Below are 19,993 nucleotides of genomic sequence, written 5' to 3'. Positions count from 1 at the left end.
GTTTCCTCCTCAGAATCACTCTTCTTTTAAAATAATAAGGTCTTTTGTTGAATTAGTAAAGCATTGACCGCCATTTTCTTGAATTAATATATCATCTTCAATGCGAACACCGCCTATACCATTCACATAAATACCTGGCTCAACTGTGACACAGTGGTTTGGTTGTAAAATGTTGTCTGCCTTATGCGATAACATTGGTCTCTCATGAATCTCCAAACCGATACCGTGTCCGAGTGAATGACCAAAGTTTTCACCGTATCCAGCCTCTGCAATAATATCACGTGCAATTTTATCAATTTCCATGCCAGTCATTCCTGATTTAATTTGAGATACAGCAGTTTTTTGTGCTTTTAATACAATATTATATATTTTAATCATTTCATCTGATGGTTGTCCGACTGCAAATGTCCGTGTAATATCGGAAACGTACCCATTATAATAGGCACCAAAATCCAATGTCACCATATCACCCGATTCAATAACTTTATCTGATGCCACACCGTGTGGTAAAGCACCACGATAACCTGAAGCAACAATAGTATCGAACGACGTGTCATCGGCACCTAAATGCAACATTTTACTTTCTAAAAGTGCTTTAAGCTCTTTTTCTGTCATTCCTGCTTTTGCTACTGTTAAGATATATTCATAAGCTTTGTCGACAATTTCTGCCGCTTTTTTAATATTTGCAATCTCACCTTCATCTTTAACCATTCTGATGTGTTCAATTGCTTCACCTATTGGTTTCAGCTGATGTGAACCTTCATTTAGTTTCACATATGTGTCGTATGAAACAATATGTCCTTCAAATCCAATATTTTGGTAATCATTATCTTTAATGTGTCTTTGCAATGTTGACATGAGGTCCCCTTGTTGTTCAACAATTACATATTCAGTAGCTTGTTTCGCAGCTTGCTCAGTATAGCGAAAATCTGTAAATAGAAATTGTTCGGAACATGTAATGATTAATGCGCCACTTGTACCAGTGAATCCTGATAGATAGCGGCGATTATAGTCGGTCAATACGAGCAATGCATCTAAATCTTGATCTTTTAGTATGAGTTTTGCCTTTTCAATACGGTGTTTCAAACAAATCCCCTCCTAGAATATTTGTACTTATTTATATGATACCTTAAAATAGAGTGATGTATAGCGTAAAACACCAAAACAGGAGCAAAAAATGAAGAAAATTATTTTTTTAAGTTTCAGTACATTTATTCTACTAGCCGGCTGTGGAAATCAAAATCTATTGCCCTTAGAAGAACAAAGTACAGAACTACGAGATGCAAATCATGAATTAAAATTAGAAAATCAGTCAATAAAAAATGATATTTCAGCGAAAGAAAAACAATTAACAGCTTTAGAAAAAGATACAAAAGATACGAAAAAAGCAAAGCAAAATCATCAACTTGCAAAGTATTATGAAGTATCATCAAAATACTACGGTGATGTTACTGATATCATACATGCGTATCAAAATCTTGACAAAGATGTGTTGAAGAACAAAAAGAAAGAAAAAGTCATTGAACAATTAGAAGCGGTCATTGACGATCATGAACTTGCTGTGGATCGTTACGAAGTAGATGCTGGCGAATTAGATGTTGTGAAGAAAGATGATGAAGTGAAAGAACAACATAAAAATGTCCGTGAGATCCAGAAAAATGTGACAGGTGCCTTTAAGCAAATTCGTAAAGGTTATGTCAAAAAAGATGAAAAAATCATTCAACAAGGCCGTCAATCACTTACGAGTATTAAAGTGGATACATCAGACGAAAATCAGCAATAAAGGAGGCGACATAGATGCATATATTACAAAAAATACTATTTGGTTTAATCGTGATTGTAGCGTTCATTGGATTAATCACTAATCTAGATGCCTTCTTACTAAGTATCACAAATACGCTTATCACATTACTCGTTGTTATCGTTGTGATATATCTGTTATATTATTTCTTTTTCCTTACAAAAGATCAACGAGAGATCAAAAAAATTATTTGGAAAAATAAATGGAAGCACCGTAAACGTAGATAAATATAAAAAAGGGCAACATGTCAAATTGCATGACAGTTGCCCTTTAATTATTTTCGATATAAAAATTCGTCAGAACGATATTTTTCTTCAAGTGACTTCACTTCTTCTAATTGTGAAGGCGTCAGTGTTAATGGTTTAAACGTAATGTCTAATCCTTTTTGGAATCCTTCTTTAAAAGCTGTTTCCATTTCGTCTAATGTGATATGTGTATCAGACAAGTCATTGATTGCAATCGCCTTCTCCACAAATGCTTCTTTCATTTTATTTTTTAAACGATCATTTTTGAAAATGAACATATCAAACAAATCATCAATATCGACATCTTGTAAAATCGAGCCGTGTTGTAAAATGACGCCTTTTTGTCTTGTTTGCGCGCTACCTGCAATTTTTTTACCTTCGACGACGAGTTCATACCAACTAGGAGCATCGAAACAAACAGAGCTTCTAGGCTGTTTAAGTTTTTCTCGCTCTTCTTTAGATCGTGGAATTGAAAAGTATGCATCAAAACCGAGTAACTTAAACCCTTCTAATAAACCAGTTGAAATAATGCGGTACGCTTCAGTGACTGTTTTAGGCATGGCAGGGTGAGATTCTGGAACAATGACACTATACGTTAACTCTTTGTCGTGTAACACCCCACGCCCCCCTGTTTGACGGCGAACAAGTCCATATCCTTTTTCTTGAACTTTATTGATATCTATCTCCTTTTCTAATCGCTGGAAATAGCCAATTGATAATGTTGGAGGAGACCATGTATAAAAACGAACAACCGGGTCAATTTCGCCACGAGAAACAAAATTGAGTAAGGCCTCGTCTAATGCCATATTATAGTATGGGTCATGGCTACCAGTATTGATAAAATGCCAAGTTTCTGTCACAATAAATGCCTCCATTGCTATGTTGTAATATTTCTTTTTTTATATGATATCTTAACATAAAAATTTTGATAATTTATCCTATCAGTCTTATAATAATAATATCGGTATTTAAGGGAGGATGCAAGATGAGTAACACAGCTGTGACTATTTTAATTATTTTAGCTGCTCTAATTATTTGGATGGTTATTCAATATCTATTGAATAAAAGAGCTGTTAAAGAATTAAATCAAGAGGAATTTCAACAAGGATTACGTAAGGCTCAAGTGATTGATTTGCGTGAGAAAGCAGATTATGATTATGGCCATATTGTCGGTGCTAGAAATATTCCGATGACTATTTTTCGCCAACGCTATCAAGGGCTGAGAAAAGACCAACCAATCTATCTTGTCGATGCAAACGGCATTGCAAGTTATAGAGCAGCAAGAACCCTTAAAAGAAAAGGCTACCAAGAGCTTTATATGTTAAAAGGCGGCTATAAAAAATGGACGGGTAAAGTGAAGTCCAAAAAATAGAAGAAATCCTAGAGATAAGCAAACGACTCATCTCTAGGATTTTTTTAGTTTATTTTATTCTTTTTCAGCTTTTAAACCTTCAAATTTTAAAACAGGTTTTCTAGCTGCTGTTGTTTCGTCTAATCGGTCAATCACAGTTGTATGTGGTGCTTCAAGAACAATATCTGGGTTTTCTTCAGCTTCTTTTGCAATTTGAATTAATGCATCACAGAAGTAATCAAGCGTTTCTTTTGATTCTGTTTCAGTTGGCTCAATCATCATGCCCTCTTCCACAATTAATGGGAAGTATACTGTTGGTGGATGAACGCCAAAGTCTAACAGGCGTTTTGCCATATCTAGTGTTCGCACACCTAATTTCTTTTGTTTTGTTCCACTTAATACAAACTCATGCTTACAGTATTGGTCGAATGGAATAACAAAAGTATCTTTTAAGCGCGCTTTCATATAGTTTGCATTCAGAACAGCTGCTTCAGAAACTTCTTTTAGACCTTTGTATCCCATTGTACGGATGTACGTATAAGCACGAAGATAAATACCAAAGTTACCGTAGAATGGTTTTACACGACCGATAGAATTTTCCATTGAGTTGTCAAATTCAAACTTATCATTGTTTTTGATAACAAGTGGTTTTGGTAAAAATTCACGCAATGCTTTTTTAACACCGATTGGACCTGAACCAGGACCACCACCACCATGCGGACCTGTGAATGTTTTATGCAAGTTCAAGTGAACTGCGTCAAATCCCATGTCGCCAGGACGTACTTTGTCCATAATGGCATTCAAGTTAGCACCATCATAGTACAATAATCCGCCTGCTTCATGTACGATATCACGGATTTCCATAATATTTGTTTCAAAGATTCCTAATGTGTTAGGGTTCGTTAACATAATAGCAGCTGTTTTTTCGCTCACTAATTCTTTTAAGTGATCGATGTCAACTTCACCTTTTTCGTTAGATTTAACTGTTACCACATTGAAACCGGCAAATACTGCAGAAGCTGGGTTTGTACCATGTGCAGAGTCTGGTACGATGACTTCATCACGTTGGGTATCGCCATTTTTGATATGATACGCTTTGAATATCATCAATGCTGTCCATTCACCGTGTGCTCCGGCAGCAGGTTGTAATGAGATCTCATCCATTCCAGTAATCTCTTTCAATTCTTCATGTAACGAATAGATAATCTCTAATGATCCTTGTGCTTGTTCAACTTCTTGTAACGGATGTGATTCTGTAAATCCTGGAATACGTGCAACTTTTTCATTAATTTTAGGGTTGTATTTCATCGTACAAGAACCTAAAGGATAGAAACCTGAATCGACACCGAAGTTTTTATTAGAAAGTTCAGTATAATGTCTAATAAGATCCAATTCTGATACTTCCGGAAACTCTGCTTTATTTTTACGAATGAATTTATCATCGAGTAATTTTTTTGCTACACCATTGTCAATTTCTTTTGGTGGTAATGAATACGCGTAACGACCTTCTTTAGAACGTTCGAAAATTAATGGACTTGATTTACTTGTCATTGAGCTCACCAGCTTTCTCTACAAAATAATCAATTTCGGCTTTTGTGCGCAGTTCTGTTACAGCTACAAGCATATGATTTTCAAATGCTTTATCTGCAACACTTAAATCAAACCCGCCAATGATATCGTATTCTAATAATTGTTTATTAATCTCTGAAATCGGATGATTAAACTTCACGACGAACTCATTGTATGAGATACCGTCTAATACATCGAATCCTTTTTCTTTAAACGCATCTTTTGCATAATTAGCATTTTCCATATTTTGTTCAGCAATATTTTGTAATCCTTGTTTACCTAATGCTGACATAGCAATAGATGAAGCAAGTGCATTTAATGCTTGGTTTGAACAGATGTTAGAAGTAGCAGTTTCACGACGAATATGTTGTTCACGCGCTTGTAATGTTAATACAAAACCACGGTTACCTTCATCATCTTGAGTTTGTCCAACAAGACGACCTGGCACTTTGCGCATTAATTTTTTCGTTGTTGCAAAGTAACCGCAATGTGGGCCGCCAAATTGTGATGGGATACCAAATACTTGTGTATCACCAACAACGATATCTGCACCGAATTCTCCCGGTGGTGTTAATAAACCAAGTGCTAATGGATTTGCATAAACAATAAATAATGCTTTTGTACCTTCAACAAAAGATTTGATCTTTTCTAGGTCTTCAATTGAACCATAGAAGTTTGGATATTGAACTGCAACAGCAGCTGTATCATCATCGATTGCTGCTTGTAACTTTTCTAGATCAGTAATTGTACCGTCAAGATCAACTTCTACCACTTCATACTGATCTCTGATATTTGAGTATGTGTGTAATACTTGTAAAGCCTGATAGTGTAAACCTTTTGAAACGACTAATTTTGTTTTCTTTGTTTTAGACCAAGCTAATAAGCATGCTTCAGCAAAACTTGTCATACCATCGTACATTGATGAGTTTGCAACATCCATGCCTGTTAATTCACAAATCATTGTTTGGAATTCGAAAATAGCTTGTAATTCACCTTGAGAAATTTCAGGTTGATATGGTGTGTATGCTGTATAGAACTCTGAGCGAGAAATCATTGCATCAACAACTGATGGCGCATAGTGATCATATACACCTGCACCTAAGAAACTTGTATGTGTTTCTTTTGTAATGTTTTTGCTTGCGACACGATTTAATCTTTTTAAGAGTTGTGTTTCAGATTCTGCATCTGCAATGTCTAAATTTCTATCTAATAAAACATTTTCAGGTACATCACCAAATAAATCTTGAATGGAATTAACACCAATTGTATCTAGCATTTGTCTTTCATCTTTTTCAGTTAACGGAATATAACGATGACTCAATGCCTTCACCCCTTATTTTTCAATTTGATTTTTCTTAACAATTTTTGCTTTAACTTGTCGTTTTCTTACTTGAATTACAATTTCTTTACCCATTTCAAACGCATCGCGTTGAATCAGACCTAAACCAATCGAATGGCCTGTTGATGGTGATTGTGTACCAGAAGTTACAACGCCAATTTCATTGCCTTCTAGATCTAAAATAGCATAGCCTGTACGCGGAATGCCTTTTTCAATCATTTGAATACCGATAGTACGTCTTGGTGCACCATTTTCTTTATGCTCTTTAAGTGCTGCTTTACCAATAAAGTCTGCTTCAATTAATGGTTTTGCAGCGAATGCAACACCACCTTCATAAGGTGTGATATCTTCAGATAAGTCTTGGCCGTGTAATGGAAGACCAGCTTCTAAACGCAATGTATCACGTGCGCCTAATCCACATGGTGTCACATCGTTATCAAGTAAAGATTTCCATAGGTCGACAATATCTTCACTTGAACAGTAAACTTCAAAGCCATCCTCACCTGTGTAACCAGATTGTGATAAAATGACGTTTTTACCGAAGAATGTAGCATTTTGATAAAATTCAAACATACCTAATTCGCTGACATCAACATCCGTGTTATCTTGTACTAGTTTACGTGCTTCTGGTCCTTGAATGGCAAGTTGTCCATAATCTGCTGAAACATTTGTCACTTTTGCGTTAAATTGACTTGTATGTTCTACAATCCAGTTGTAGTCTTTTTCAGTGTTTGCAGCATTAACAACAAGTAATAATTTTTGATCGCTTAATTTATATACAACGAGGTCATCGATGACACCACCATGTTCATTACATAAACATGTGTACTGTGCTTTTTGTTCTGTTAATAAATCTGTATCATTCGAGAGCACGTATTGCACTAAATCAAGTGCTTGTTCTCCCTCAACTAAAATTTCTCCCATGTGGCTGACATCAAATAAGCCAACTTTTGAGCGGACTGCATTATGTTCTTCTTTGATACTAGAAAATTGAACAGGCATTGCCCAGCCACCAAACTCTACAATTTTTGCCCCTGCAGCAACATATTCTTGATACAGCGGTGTTTGTTTCAACTCTTGTGTCATAACATACCCTCCTATAATAAATAAAACAGGGCGTATTTAAGATGAAAATACAACCCTGTTGAAATATCTTCAGGAATGCGTCACAATATTATCCTTTTGCCTGAGAGTTTCATGATGCCTCATCATTTGCTCCTTCGGCGATGGCAAAAGCCATTCTCTCTAATACTGATCATTCGCAGAAATATTTTTTTCAATTGTAGCAATTGTTTCATTGAAAGTGCTATTTGTAGACACCTTTATGAATGCGATTTCATTATATCGTGAAACACGTGACAAGTACAAGTTTTTTAATGTTTCCTTCTGGCTATTCTTCGCTTTTGGGCGATTCGGATCATCTTTAATTCTTGCGTATAAAACGGAAAATGGCGCATCCAACCAGATGATATCGGCATTCACCATTTTTAAAAATTGAAATGTTTCATCTGATGAAATGATACCGCCACCTGTTGAGATAATCTCATATTGTTCCATTGCTTGTTGTAAATATTTATGTTCAAACGAACGAAAAGTATTTTCACCATATTGACTAAATATGTCAGGAATTGACATACTTTCAGATGAAGCGATATGTTCATCTAGGTCAACAAAGCGACATTGATAATCTTGGGCTAATGCTCGACCAACTGAAGTTTTGCCTGCTCCCATAAAGCCAATTAAAATAATCGGTCGTTTCAGTGTGCTCATATTTTCACCTCTTTAGTTTTTAAGGTATGATTAATTTCATTTTTATAATAATCAGACAATCCATCTAATGCATTTAATTTTAATGTATAGATGATCATAATAAAAGAAATAAATAGGATATACGCACTGAAGAGTATACACATTAGTGGTAAAGTAAAAGCTTTATTAGATAATAAAATTTTTTTCAATCCAGCTATTCCCTTCTAAAAATGTGATATCGATTTTAATATTTTTCTTGCCAATACGGCTAAATTTAATATTTTTCACGCCGTTAAGAACTGTTATATTTCCTTTTGTGTCTACTTGCTTGATTAACTTAGTGTTTTGAATATAGTAGCAATAGGTAGTTAAACCATTTTTAATATTTAAAGCATGATGATTAAAACCGATTATCTTTGCCTCTGGTTCATGTAAATGGTAACCAATTTCCTTAGCCATTAATTCTTGTAAATACGATGTATCATTTATAAAACTTGTTCTAAAGTTAAATAGTGCCAAAATCAAAACAGGTAGTAAAACGACAATCAGCATTTGAATGACTAGAGAAAAGAGTGACTCAATCAGCGTGAAACCTTTAGAACTTATAACAGTATGTTGCGTTTGTTTGCATGTGCGTAATACAAACTTTTTGATGTGTTGTATAAATAGTAAAATGCCCATATTCTGTTCGCCTTTCCAGAGGGTTTTCTTTGAGATAGAAATATAATGTCCGTTGCAGTTCGAGCTCTTGCTGTACTTCTGCGTATTTGTTTTCTAATTGGTGTAAGATTGGAATGAGAGACAAGCAGATTATTGAAAAAAGGAAAAATGCAAAAAGTACTTCGATAAGTGTATATCCATAACGATTCATGTTTTGATGATGCGATACCTCCCTTGTTCAATATGAAAAATAATAGAAAAGCTTTCTGAATGATATTTAAAATTTAAACGCCCAAACTTCATAATCTCTCCGTCTGAGTTAAAAGCAAGTGTATGGAGGTTGCTGTTCATATCTAGGTGTAATGGAGAAAGCGGTACAAAGATATCTTTGTGGTATTTTTGAAAAACGATGCGAATATTATTCCGATCAGGTCGGAAAACCATGAGTACTGTTTGTTTTTCTTTTATTGCTCTAGACTGATAATAGTCGATTTTACTCGTCAGCAACTTGATTTGATCGTCTAAATTGTTAGGAGAATAAATCTCTGTGCTGTGTCGTATAACAATAAAGAGAGAGATAGAAATGACAGATAAGACGATTAACATTTCAATTAATGTAAAACCCTGTTTATGATGCAACAGCCTCACCATCTTGAATTCGGATTGTTTCACCAGATTTACATGTTTTTTGATTCTCTTTGATGTATCCTTCTCTCACAAGATCATCAATTGAATTTGGTTTATGGTTAAATTTTAATGTATAAGCTTCAATCTGACTGTCAACAAGTCGAGTTTGTGCTTTACACCCAGTCTTTTGAATATGATCAGATTGTTTTGCGATATTGGGGATAATTAAGATAAGCAATACACTAATGATTAAAAGGACAAGTAACATTTCAATTAGTGTAAAAGCTTTGTTTTGTTTCAATGTTAAAAATAATTTTTTCATCATTATCACTCCTATTGTTGTATGGATTGCATCATTTCGAAAACTGGTAACATCATTTCTAAATAAACACCCATAATAAGCAAACCTATGAATAGAAACATAATAGGTTGAATAAGCTTGATATGTCGTGTGATAAAAGATTGAATATGATCCATAAGAAATCGATTATAAATCATTAATTCAACATCCAACTTATCTCGTTGTTCGCCTTGTTCGATGTATGAAATAAAATTGTCTTCAAAGCAATTTAATGTACGTAAAATATTTGAAAATGGGTATCCCTTTTGTAGTTCTGATTGCAAAGATTCACCAATATATTTGAGAAAGGCATTTTCATTTTGAGATAAATAAATTTTGATGATGTCATTGAGTGTGATGCCATTTTTGAAAAAGAGTACAAAGTGTTGGGATATTTGATAAGTGGTAAATAAACGATAATATTTTTTGAAGATTGGAATGTGAGTTAATACATATATTTGTGTTTGCATAGATTGTTTCGTTAGCCATTTCTTAAACAAATGCAAAGCAGAAAGTGTCGTTAAAAGTGTGATGGTTAGCAACATCGGAAAATGAGAAATAAAAGCTTTAAGTAAAGATTGAAGAAAAGTGCGTTTGATTTGCATCGTTTCATACATATGGTCGAATTCAGGTAAGACTGTGTGATTAAGGGTTAGAATGAGTATCAAAAAAATAAACAGAAGGATGAAAGGATACTGGATTGCTTTCATAAATTGTGCTTTAAGCTTCAAGTGATTAGCGTAAAACAGATAACATTGTGCTAATGTCTCGCTTAATTCACTATATTTTTCCGCAAAATATATTTGCATCAAAATAATATCAGGATAATTTAAATATTTAAAGATTTCGTAACAAGATCCTTCATGTACAACTGTTTGTAGAAACTGTTGATTAAATTTTTCATCTTTAATGTTTAGCTGTTGATGAATAAATTGAATTGCTTCAATCAATGTAAAGCCATGTAGCAACAACTGACATGTTCGATCTATGATGAGTAAATGATTGCTTTTTATGAATGATTGTGTACGTCTATGTTCGATATTTTCTATAAGTTGCCGCATCGATGACCCCCTGTTCTTTCAACAAATTAAGTTTATCCGATAAGCTAGAAAATGATTCTGGTAATTGAAAGTTATGTTCAAAAAAGTGCTGTATATCATTGTGTAACATCGTTTCATAAACAAGTTCTCTTTTTTGTTCGGTTGTGGTGACAAGACGTTGATTTACAATTAAATTAGTAGCTTGTAGTAAATCTTGTTTTGATACGCCCATTTCGATTAAGCGTAACAAAACGCCTTGACAATCATTAGCATGAATTGTTGTGAGCACTAGATGTCCACTCAAGCTGGCTTGTATCACATCATGAGCTATTGATGCATCGCGAATTTCGCCGATAAGTATGACATCAGGGTCACAGCGCAAGATTGCTTTTAGTGAAGCATTATATGTAATATCTGCCTTCTCATTAACAGATATTTGTGTCACACCATTAATAAGCCTCTCGACTGGATCTTCAATCGTGATGACATTAAGATTAAGTGTTTGCTTTGCATAGAGAACCATTTGATACATAAGCGTACTTTTGCCTGCACCAGTAGGTCCGCTAAAGAGTATTAGACCTTGTTTCTTCTCCATTAAACTGCATATATCCTCTGTATTTTCCAGTGCAATATTCTGAAAATACTGTGGAGTAATACGAATAACACAACTCTCATTGCCTAAATTAATGGGCAAAGTTGACACACGTAAATAATATAAATCTTTAAAATGATAGATGTATCTCCCACTTTGAGCACGATGTCTGGAAGATACATCAAGACCAGCTTGAAATTTTAATAGTGTTAATAAACGCTGATATGTCTCTAAATTTAATGAGTCGTATAATGATAACTGGTCATTGACACGTAGTTTTACTTCAACATGGTCTGATGATGGAATAAAATGTATATCGGATGCACCTTCAGACAATGCATGTTGTAGGACGGTATCCAATAAAAACTGCATAAAAAATCACCTCTTGCCTATATACACGCAAGAGGTGATTTTTTTACTTTTATTTATGTGATAAATTTATCCGTTTAAAAATGGATTCATATATTCTTGTTCAACAGTGGTTGAAGGACCATGACCTGGATATAACGGTAACGTTTCATCAAGCTCAAAAATTTTATCTTTGATGGAATCGATTAATGTTTCGTAATTACCTCTATATAAATCTGTTCGCCCAATTCCATTATTAAATAGCGTATCTCCAACAATTGCAAAGTCATCAAATACATAAGTCAAACTTCCAGGTGAATGACCCGGTGTATGCAATACATTTATTTTAAATTGACCAATTTGCATAAAACCTTCTTCTTGAAGTTTTGGTGTTGCTTGACTCGTAATAATCGGTAACCCATGTATAGCAAATTTTGCAGAACCATTTTTTTCTGGATCATCTAAAAAGTCTACTTCTTCTGGATGCATATATACAGGAACATCTTTATATGCCAAAACTGCATCCAGTGCAGCAATGTGATCGAAATGTGCATGTGTCAATAGTATACCAATTAATGGTTTATCCATAGATGATAGTTTAGAAATGATTCTTTCTGGTTCACCAGACGGGTCGATTAATAGAAGCTCTGAATCATTCTCTACAAAATATGCGTTTGTCTCAGCGATTCCAAGTGTTAAAAATGATATTTTCATAATTTGACTCCAATCCAAGATATTTTACTATTTCAAATGTTTTTGAACTGACGCAATTTTATCATTCATTTCACGTTCAATATCTCGACGGTCATCAATACGAATATTTGTACATACACGATCTAATCCTTTGTTGAATGGTAATTCGTGAATAGCTTGAATCACTTCAAATAAATCTTTCAAATCTCCTTCAATCAAAGTGTTCATCGGTGTTAATTGATAATTAATTTTACCTTCTTGTTTAAATGATTCTAATTTTGTTTGAATTTCTGCAATATACTTACTGACACTAGGACCTTCTGTTCCTACTGGGATAACGACTACATCTACAATTGCCATTTATATCTACTCCTTTTCTATCATATACGTTTTAATTAATCCAGCAGCGCCAACCATACCCGCATCGTTACCAAGTTGAGCCTGTAATATTTCAGTTCCTTCTTGTGCAGGTGTAAAAACAATTTGTTGGTAAGCCGTTTTTATATTTTCTATCAAAATATGCCCTGCCTCCGACATACCTCCGCCTACAATGATGTATTTCGGATTGGAGGTGACACTTAAAATGCTTGCAAGATATGCGATGTATTGTGATACTTTCTCAACAATGAAGAGACCAAACAGATCGCCTTTTTTCGCAGCCTCAAACACATCTTTTGCAGATACACTATTATCGTTGATCAATGGTAACAGTTGAGACTGAATGGAAAGTTGTGGGTGATAATAATGAACGAGATTGATGACGCCCGTAGCTGAAGCAACCGTCTCAATACAGCCTGACTTGCCACAATTGCATTTGAAGCGTTGATCATGGTCGACACGAATATGACCGATTTCAGCGCCTGAACCATTGTGTCCATGTACAATTTTACCATTGCTTACAATACCACCGCCAACACCTGTGCCTAAGGTAATCATCGCAATATCAGAATGGTTTTGACCGGAACCTTTGTGCATTTCTCCGAGTGCCGCAACATTAGCATCATTGTCTACAAACACTGGCCTTCCTGACAAACCTGACATAATTTTGGCAACTGGTACACTTTCAGGCCAATTTAAGTTCACAGCACCACGTACAACCCCTGTTTCGAAATCAACTGGGCCAGGAACGCCGATACCGACACCAATGACATCCTCTAATTGATAATTTAACATAGTCGATTTTTCGACGAAAGCATTGTGTATTTGCTTGAGTAACTGAACTCCGGTTTGATCGGATGTATCAGTGTTAATCGCCCATTTTTGGATGCAACGCAAATTTTGATCAAATATCCCTAATTTACAAGTTGTTCCACCGATATCAGCGGCAAATATAATCTTTTTCTTCATAGACGATTTAGCCTTCTCTCATTAACGATATGACGAGATTGTATAAATTGTTCTCGTGTAATTAATTGATGCTTAAATAAAGATTTGAGTTCCTGTTCAATCATCTCTAACATATCTTCTTTGTCATCAAAATAAATAATAAAGCCGAATTTCTTTAAAAGTTGCTGTACATCATAAAATGTATTGAGTTTTGTTTCCATATCAATCATCCAACTCTCGTTTTAAGATTTTTACACTATTATTTTCGGGTGCAATTTCAGCGGCTTTCTTAATAAATTTTTTTGCACTTTTATTGTCTCCTAAAGAACGATTCGCAATCGCCATAACATAATTGAGCTGTACAGAGTTTGGAAAGTTTCGTAAACCACGTTCCCATTCTGCAATAGCTTCTGCTTTAGATTTTTGCGATGCAATGACCATTCCTGACAAATAGTAAGTCATATCATCTGCATAATTTCGATTAATCGTTTGTTCAATCATCTCTTCTGCTTGTGTGTAGTGTTTCTTTTGCATTTGTTCTTGGATGATTTGATTGTAAATATTTTCACTTGGCGTCATAAAAATTTTAACTAACAACATGACTGTCAATACAATCGCAACACCTAGCAACCAATAAAACGCTTTTTTTGAAATTTGGTAATAATAGCCTAAGTATACAATCAATATGCCACCAATAAGCCCGCCAAGATGCGCAATAATATTTACATTACGCATAAAGATTGAAATTACTGCCATAATAACGACTGCAATCAATAATTGGAATATTGTTTTTTGACTGTACTGTTTACTAATTGTTAATAATGCAACGAGTGCACCTAAGAGTCCAAATATTGCTCCGCTTGCACCAACAGATAAACTATTTGTATTAAAAGCAAGGGTTAGTAAATTACCAAGTATTCCAGAGACAAAGTATATTCCAAGCATTTTTAATGAACTCGTATATGCTTCGACAAGCTTACCGAATATATAGAGCGACATCATATTGAGTAATAGGTGTTCAATATCTAAATGTAGAAACATAGAAGAAATGAGTCGATACCAGTCGCCATGTACAACGTTAAAATGTGCGAGTGCACCTAAATCAATAATTTCAATATCAGTATGATGCGGCATGAAAAATGTTGCCCAAATCCATATCAATATATTGATGGTTATTAAACTAAAGGTCACTGGTGTAAATTGAAACATCCCTTTTTCGATTAGATTTTGATTTAATACACGGTTTTTGTAAAAGTCATGTGATTTACGATTGTTAAGTAAAAGATGTCTTTTAGCTATTGGGTGTGCCAATTTTTTTGAAAGATTTTTTAAGTTTTGCACGGAATGAAATCTAATTTGAATTGGAGTTGTCACATTGAGAATAGCTTGGTTGAACGGCTTTTGAGTGAAGAAATAAATATCATAACTTGTCACTTCAATTTTTAGAAATTCATTGATTTGTTCTTGGTGTTCAAAAATACGATCTTTGTCAAATTCTAAAGATTGTGATGTGTAGCTACCTGTTTTAAATATCGCAACATGTTGTTTTTGTTTGTTTGCTAACCAAACTTCTTGTCTTTCTTTATCATAGTGCACACATGAATATCCATAGTAACGTATCCATATGTAGCTTGATTTCCACAAATCTTTTTCGTCTAGCATATTACCCTCCGAGTTCTGATGTTTTAGCAATGATAAGATGTGCGACTGGATAGTCGTGCGCTTCAATTGGCAAGGCATCACATAGTTGAATATCATAGATTAAACTTATCGTATCGACATCATATGTATTCAGATAACGATCGAAATAACCACCGCCATATCCAATGCGATAACCATCTTTATTAAATGCAACACCAGGTACGATAACCAAATCTAAATGATTATTAATATCTGTCTTTTCAGGAATATAACGTATTCCTTTCTCGTCATGCACGACATCTTTAAGATCATTGAGTTGCTGGAAATTCATTGTTTTTTCTGTGTAATTAGTCGAAGGAACAAAAACTTGTTTGCCATCTTTAAGCATTTTTTCAATGAGTGGATCAGTATTGACTTCATGCGGCATAGATAATACAATCCCTATTTTTTTGGCTTTTTGGTAATACGGATGATTTAATAATTGTTGATGTAACGAATTATCTGCAGCCACTTTTTGTATTGGTTGAAGGTGTTTCATATTCTTCAATATTTCTTTTCGTATTGTTTTTTTATCCACGACATTTCCCTCCTATCATAAGCTATTATAACGTGCAAATGCTTGAGTGTCATGAATATCGTAATATTAAACAGGATCTACGGAAACAAATTTCCACAAAAATAAAACCAATCTTTATAGCGATCATACGCTATAAAGATTGGTTTTGGAGAAGGATTATTTCTTTTCAGTTGCTTGATCAACTGTGCCTTTGATTTTTCCTTCTTTTGTTTCTACGACACGACCTGAAATAGAAGCTTTTTTCTCTGCCATATGTTTCACCTTCTTTCATATTCAAAACATGAAGCGTATCGCCTCAAACTATATTTTAATATAAATACAATTTGTTTTGTAGTTATTTTTATAATGATATCTATGCTGCTTGTAAAGATACTTCACGTTTTATAGCATTTCTTATCAATGGCGATATCATTTACAGTTACAAAATTGTTATATCTATATACAAGCATATATTAAAATGAGCAAAAATTAAAGCTAAATGATATTTAAAAATAATAATATCACAAGCGAAGTTGGTGTGAATTGTAATGAAGAAGTATTATATTAATGTATATATAAATATATCACTTGGTTCATATATTATTTTCAATGATTATGACTGTACATTTCGTATGAAAACAAAAAAAGACTAGAACAATGACATGTTCTAGCCCAAGATTAAATTATTTTGTTTCACGGTGTAAAGTTTGTTTGTTTTCACGTGCACAGAATTTTTTCATTTCAATACGTTCTGGGTTAGTTCGTTTATTTTTAGTAGAGATATAATTACGGTCTCCACATTCTGTACATGCAAGCGTTACGTTTACGCGCATATTACCCCTCCTAATCTTTCTTCAAAATACGACTTTATTATCATATCATTTTCTTGTTAAATTGAAAAGTATAAATTTAATTTCTTTCACAATAGGGTTGATACATACATATAAACTGTAATGAAATAAATAAAGGCGTGAAGGCATCCCCTTTATAATGATGCTCACGCCTTACTTATATTATGAATCTTTTTTGCCAAAGTAATAATTGATGATATCTCTACCTAAATCTCCACCAGGCAACCATGGCTCTGGCACTGGCTGGTTCGTATAAACAATAGAAAATGCTAATTTTGGATCATCAGCAGGGGCATATCCGACATAAGTTGAATTAACACGGGGCTCTCCATTTTGGAAAACTTCAGCTGTCCCCGTTTTACCTGCTGAACGTACAACAGTATTTTTAAAACTCTTATACCCTGTACCTTCTGGCTTGTTAAATGCCTTGTCGAATCCTTTTTGAATTTGTGCCACTTGATCTGGTGTATTATTGACGTGATTCAACACTTTACCTGTAATTTTATGTTTCACCGGTCCAATGGAATCATCATTTGTTGCTTTGCGTATTTCTTTTGCAATATGAGATTGAACACGATCGCCATCATTTGCGATTGTAGAGACATATTGTGAAAGTTGTAATGGTGTATATGTGTCATATTGACCAATTGCCAAGTCCAAATAGTTACCAGGATTGTCATTTAAAGGTTCAATCTGGCCTGTAACTTCGTTCGGCAAGTCGATACCAGTTTTAACACCGAGTCCAACTTGGTTTAATCCTTTACGTAACTTTTTGCCTGCTTCTGTAATATCATCAGGTAATGGCATACCTTGATAATACTCTATGCCTGCAATCTTCAACGCAGTTTTAAACATAAATACGTTAGATGAGTGCATAAGTGCTTCTGTATCATCTATATAGCGACTACCACTTTTGTTAAAGTATGAGCGTTTCGTCAAACCACCTTGGAAAGTAAGTGGTTCATCAACCATTTGCTCTCCGGGTTTAATCACGTTATTTTGATATCCCGCTAATAGAGTCGCCCCTTTCACTGAAGAACCAACAGCATATTGCGTTGTAAATGTACCGATATCAAAGTCAGTTAATGTACCATCTGTGTCAATCTGTCTTCCAGCCATCGCAAGGATGTCGCCATTGTTTGGATCTTGTATAACGAGTAACGCAGAGTCCATGTTGACTGCTCCCTGGCTACGCAAACTATTGATATGCTTTTCAAGGTATTCTTCTGCTTTCTTTTGCAGCTCCATATCAATTGTTAGGATGAGATCATCCCCTCGAGACCCTTCATTGATAACTTCTGAATCGATGATACCACCTGATTTATCTGTTGTATAACGCATTTCTTTTTTCTTACCCCGTAAGATACTTTCATATTGAAACTCTAAATACCCTTTGCCAACTCTGTCATTACGGGAATATCCCTTAGATAAATAATAGTTTGTTAATTCTTTTGGTAAACCTTCTTCTGGCGTAGACACACTTCCCAATATACCTCTGAGAGAATCACCGTATGGATATTTACGATCCCAATCCATCGTTGTGTTGACACCAGGTAAATCAGACAACTGTTGTGATACCGTCGCAAATTCTTTGTCCGTTACATCATCATTTTTAATCGTTCTTGGACTTAATGTACTTCCTTGCATCATTTCACGATAAATGGCTAATACTTTTAAGTCTTTATCACTCAATGAGTCCAGATCTTTTTCACCAATCTTATCACGTAATTGTTGATCATAATCTTCTTGAGAGATATCGCCATTTTTATACAGTTCTAACTCTTTTTTCATACGCTTCTGAGCTTTATCGGGATATAATGTAATCCAAAAATCCTTTTTGTCACGCTCTGTTATTTTTTCTGTATTCATATCGATCAACTTAGCTAGCTTTTTGGCAGTATCAAGTATTTCTTCTTGATCTGTTTTCTTACCACGCGTATATGTAATTGCTTTTTTCGATGCATTATCAACAATGACACGGCCATTACGATCTAGAATACGCCCCCTTGGAACAGATTCATTGACAGTAACATTCTCACTTTCTCGAATCATTTGATGATAATGTGAGCCCTGTGCAATTTGGAGATAGCCTAGCCTTAATACAATTGCAACAAAGGCAAAAATGATCACGCCAAAGATGAAATTAATACGTTTATTCATTTGATTGCGTATTTTTTCATCGTTTGTTCTTTCCTTTAAACGTTTTAACAACACAATCTACCTCAATTCGCACGTTTTCTTCTTAAAATGATATATGAAATTTGGCTATTTGGCTAATATTTTTTAAAGAAATGCATAAAGAATTTTTACAGCTTAGAAGTTTAGCTTTTTATTCAGAAAAACACAAATAAAAAAAGCAGGACAGCAATCTTTTATAGAGAAAAAGATTTTTGTCCTACCCGGCAATTGTGACTAGAAGTTTAACAGTAGCTGATAATATTAAAACTGCCACATATCTAATCATCCTTGTCTTAGTAATCTCAAATTTTTTTAATGTATTTCACTTCTGACACCTATGCCACTATACTTATTTCTACAATATAGAAGAAGGAGCTGAACACTATGTCTCAGCCCCTTTTCGTCATCATATTATTATTTAGCAGCTTCGTATAACTCGTCTACTTTTTCCCAATTTACAACATTCCAGAAAGCATTGATATAGTCTGGACGTTTGTTTTGGTATTTAAGGTAATAAGCATGTTCCCAAACGTCAAGACCTAATAGTGGAGTTTTTCCATCTGTGATTGGATTGTCTTGATTTGGAGTTGTCACAATCGCTAACTCGCCATTGTCTACAACTAACCATGCCCAACCTGAACCGAATCGAGCTGCTGCTTTATCGGCAAATTCTTGTTTGAAACTATCTAAGCTACCCCATTTTTCAGTGATTTTTTCAACCACTGTACCTTTTTCTTCTGAATTAGGTGTTAATAACTGCCAGAATAATGAGTGGTTTAAGTGGCCGCCACCATTATTACGTACAGCTGTGCGTTTTTCTTCAGGTACATCATTTAAGTTTGCAACAAGATCTTCAATTGATTTGTTTTCAAATTCTGTTCCTTCAACTGCACCGTTTAACTTTGTAACATAAGTGTTATGATGCTTCGTATGATGAATCTCCATTGTTTCTTTGTCGAAATGTGGTTCTAATGCATCATAAGCATATGGTAATTTTGGTAATTCGAAAGCCATAATTAATCATCCTCCTAATTGTTGATTCCAATTATATTCTAACAATACTTATATTCTTCTTACAATCAATCTG

Annotated in this window: 24 protein-coding genes and 1 riboswitch; of the genes, 3 read left to right on the top strand and 21 right to left on the bottom strand. The window is 34.5% G+C overall.

Going from position 1 to position 19,993, the window contains the following annotated elements; all coding sequences use genetic code 11:
• Positions 1 to 15: 15 nt before the first annotated feature.
• Complete coding sequence (locus C7J88_RS02365; RefSeq protein ID WP_095116832.1) at positions 16 to 1,086, bottom strand: M24 family metallopeptidase; 1,071 nt, start codon at positions 1,084 to 1,086, stop codon at positions 16 to 18.
• A gap of 91 nt (positions 1,087 to 1,177) precedes the next feature.
• Here C7J88_RS02365 and C7J88_RS02360 point away from each other — a divergent pair, with 91 nt between their 5' ends.
• Together C7J88_RS02360 and C7J88_RS02355 are read left to right on the top strand one after the other, a co-directional pair.
• Positions 1,178 to 1,783 carry a hypothetical protein gene (locus C7J88_RS02360; protein WP_095116829.1) on the top strand — a complete coding sequence of 202 codons (606 nt, stop codon included), beginning with the start codon at positions 1,178 to 1,180 and terminating at the stop codon, positions 1,781 to 1,783.
• A 14-nt stretch (positions 1,784 to 1,797) separates the two neighbouring features.
• Complete coding sequence (locus tag C7J88_RS02355) at positions 1,798 to 2,028, top strand: SA1362 family protein (protein ID WP_095116826.1); 231 nt, start codon at positions 1,798 to 1,800, stop codon at positions 2,026 to 2,028.
• A 47-nt stretch (positions 2,029 to 2,075) separates the two neighbouring features.
• Here the strand turns inward: C7J88_RS02355 and C7J88_RS02350 are convergent, their stop codons facing one another.
• Positions 2,076 to 2,906, bottom strand: a complete 831-nt coding sequence (locus C7J88_RS02350) for a lipoate--protein ligase family protein (RefSeq protein ID WP_095116824.1) — start codon at positions 2,904 to 2,906, stop codon at positions 2,076 to 2,078.
• A 179-nt stretch (positions 2,907 to 3,085) separates the two neighbouring features.
• Between C7J88_RS02350 and C7J88_RS02345 the strand changes: the two genes are divergently transcribed.
• Positions 3,086 to 3,418: a rhodanese-like domain-containing protein gene (locus C7J88_RS02345; RefSeq protein ID WP_371866986.1), complete on the top strand. Its 333-nt coding sequence runs from the start codon at positions 3,086 to 3,088 to the stop codon at positions 3,416 to 3,418.
• A gap of 54 nt (positions 3,419 to 3,472) precedes the next feature.
• Here the strand turns inward: C7J88_RS02345 and gcvPB are convergent, their stop codons facing one another.
• The 19 genes from gcvPB to C7J88_RS02245 all read right to left on the bottom strand — a co-directional run bounded on the left by gcvPB (position 3,473) and on the right by C7J88_RS02245 (position 19,920).
• A complete protein-coding gene (gene gcvPB / locus C7J88_RS02340) occupies positions 3,473 to 4,948 on the bottom strand; it encodes an aminomethyl-transferring glycine dehydrogenase subunit GcvPB (RefSeq protein WP_095116820.1) in 1,476 nt (491 codons plus the stop codon).
• Positions 4,938 to 6,287, bottom strand: a complete 1,350-nt coding sequence (gene gcvPA / locus C7J88_RS02335; RefSeq protein WP_095116819.1) for an aminomethyl-transferring glycine dehydrogenase subunit GcvPA — start codon at positions 6,285 to 6,287, stop codon at positions 4,938 to 4,940. Before gcvPA ends, gcvPB begins: the two co-directional genes overlap by 11 nt.
• Positions 6,288 to 6,299: 12 nt before the next feature.
• Positions 6,300 to 7,391, bottom strand: coding sequence for a glycine cleavage system aminomethyltransferase GcvT (gene gcvT, locus C7J88_RS02330; protein ID WP_095116818.1), 1,092 nt, complete (start codon positions 7,389 to 7,391; stop codon positions 6,300 to 6,302).
• A 78-nt stretch (positions 7,392 to 7,469) separates the two neighbouring features.
• Positions 7,470 to 7,564: riboswitch (glycine riboswitch) on the bottom strand.
• Entirely contained in the window at positions 7,551 to 8,075 is a 525-nt protein-coding gene (locus C7J88_RS02325; protein WP_095116816.1) for a shikimate kinase, read from the bottom strand. Its footprint overlaps the riboswitch before it by 14 nt.
• Before the next feature lie 165 nt (positions 8,076 to 8,240).
• Positions 8,241 to 8,735, bottom strand: a complete 495-nt coding sequence (locus tag C7J88_RS10625; protein ID WP_095116813.1) for a competence type IV pilus minor pilin ComGF — start codon at positions 8,733 to 8,735, stop codon at positions 8,241 to 8,243.
• The gene (locus C7J88_RS10735) at positions 8,650 to 8,925 is read right to left on the bottom strand and encodes a prepilin-type N-terminal cleavage/methylation domain-containing protein (RefSeq protein ID WP_095118129.1); all 276 of its coding nucleotides are present in this window, start codon (positions 8,923 to 8,925) and stop codon (positions 8,650 to 8,652) included. The genes C7J88_RS10625 and C7J88_RS10735 overlap by 86 nt, the downstream gene beginning before the upstream one ends.
• Complete coding sequence (gene comGD, locus C7J88_RS02305; RefSeq protein ID WP_157728687.1) at positions 8,922 to 9,353, bottom strand: competence type IV pilus minor pilin ComGD; 432 nt, start codon at positions 9,351 to 9,353, stop codon at positions 8,922 to 8,924. Before comGD ends, C7J88_RS10735 begins: the two co-directional genes overlap by 4 nt.
• Entirely contained in the window at positions 9,343 to 9,663 is a 321-nt protein-coding gene (comGC, locus tag C7J88_RS02300; RefSeq protein WP_095116807.1) for a competence type IV pilus major pilin ComGC, read from the bottom strand. Before comGC ends, comGD begins: the two co-directional genes overlap by 11 nt.
• A gap of 11 nt (positions 9,664 to 9,674) precedes the next feature.
• Positions 9,675 to 10,742 carry a competence type IV pilus assembly protein ComGB gene (gene comGB / locus C7J88_RS02295; protein WP_095116805.1) on the bottom strand — a complete coding sequence of 356 codons (1,068 nt, stop codon included), beginning with the start codon at positions 10,740 to 10,742 and terminating at the stop codon, positions 9,675 to 9,677.
• Positions 10,711 to 11,685, bottom strand: coding sequence for a competence type IV pilus ATPase ComGA (gene comGA / locus C7J88_RS02290; protein WP_095116803.1), 975 nt, complete (start codon positions 11,683 to 11,685; stop codon positions 10,711 to 10,713). The genes comGB and comGA overlap by 32 nt, the downstream gene beginning before the upstream one ends.
• 66 nt (positions 11,686 to 11,751) lie before the next feature.
• Positions 11,752 to 12,375, bottom strand: coding sequence for an MBL fold metallo-hydrolase (locus C7J88_RS02285; protein WP_095116800.1), 624 nt, complete (start codon positions 12,373 to 12,375; stop codon positions 11,752 to 11,754).
• 27 nt (positions 12,376 to 12,402) lie between these two features.
• Complete coding sequence (locus C7J88_RS02280; RefSeq protein ID WP_095116797.1) at positions 12,403 to 12,714, bottom strand: MTH1187 family thiamine-binding protein; 312 nt, start codon at positions 12,712 to 12,714, stop codon at positions 12,403 to 12,405.
• Positions 12,715 to 12,720: 6 nt separating this feature from the next.
• On the bottom strand, positions 12,721 to 13,701 hold the full coding sequence (locus C7J88_RS02275) for an ROK family glucokinase (protein ID WP_095116795.1): 981 nt from the start codon (positions 13,699 to 13,701) through the stop codon (positions 12,721 to 12,723).
• Complete coding sequence (locus C7J88_RS02270; RefSeq protein WP_095116793.1) at positions 13,698 to 13,901, bottom strand: YqgQ family protein; 204 nt, start codon at positions 13,899 to 13,901, stop codon at positions 13,698 to 13,700. The genes C7J88_RS02275 and C7J88_RS02270 overlap by 4 nt, the downstream gene beginning before the upstream one ends.
• A gap of 1 nt (position 13,902) precedes the next feature.
• Entirely contained in the window at positions 13,903 to 15,342 is a 1,440-nt protein-coding gene (locus C7J88_RS02265) for a rhomboid family intramembrane serine protease (protein ID WP_095116791.1), read from the bottom strand.
• Position 15,343: 1 nt separating this feature from the next.
• The gene (locus tag C7J88_RS02260; RefSeq protein ID WP_095116789.1) at positions 15,344 to 15,898 is read right to left on the bottom strand and encodes a 5-formyltetrahydrofolate cyclo-ligase; all 555 of its coding nucleotides are present in this window, start codon (positions 15,896 to 15,898) and stop codon (positions 15,344 to 15,346) included.
• A gap of 662 nt (positions 15,899 to 16,560) precedes the next feature.
• Positions 16,561 to 16,710: a 50S ribosomal protein L33 gene (gene rpmG / locus C7J88_RS02255; protein ID WP_095116787.1), complete on the bottom strand. Its 150-nt coding sequence runs from the start codon at positions 16,708 to 16,710 to the stop codon at positions 16,561 to 16,563.
• A 180-nt stretch (positions 16,711 to 16,890) separates the two neighbouring features.
• A complete protein-coding gene (locus C7J88_RS02250) occupies positions 16,891 to 18,939 on the bottom strand; it encodes a peptidoglycan D,D-transpeptidase FtsI family protein (protein ID WP_095118128.1) in 2,049 nt (682 codons plus the stop codon).
• Positions 18,940 to 19,320: 381 nt separating this feature from the next.
• The gene (locus C7J88_RS02245) at positions 19,321 to 19,920 is read right to left on the bottom strand and encodes a superoxide dismutase (protein ID WP_095116785.1); all 600 of its coding nucleotides are present in this window, start codon (positions 19,918 to 19,920) and stop codon (positions 19,321 to 19,323) included.
• Positions 19,921 to 19,993 lie beyond the last annotated feature (73 nt).

It is taken from the genome of Staphylococcus muscae (assembly GCF_003019275.1).
In the GTDB taxonomy this organism is placed as follows: domain Bacteria; phylum Bacillota; class Bacilli; order Staphylococcales; family Staphylococcaceae; genus Staphylococcus; species Staphylococcus muscae.
This window is presented reverse-complemented; position numbering and strand designations above follow the sequence as displayed.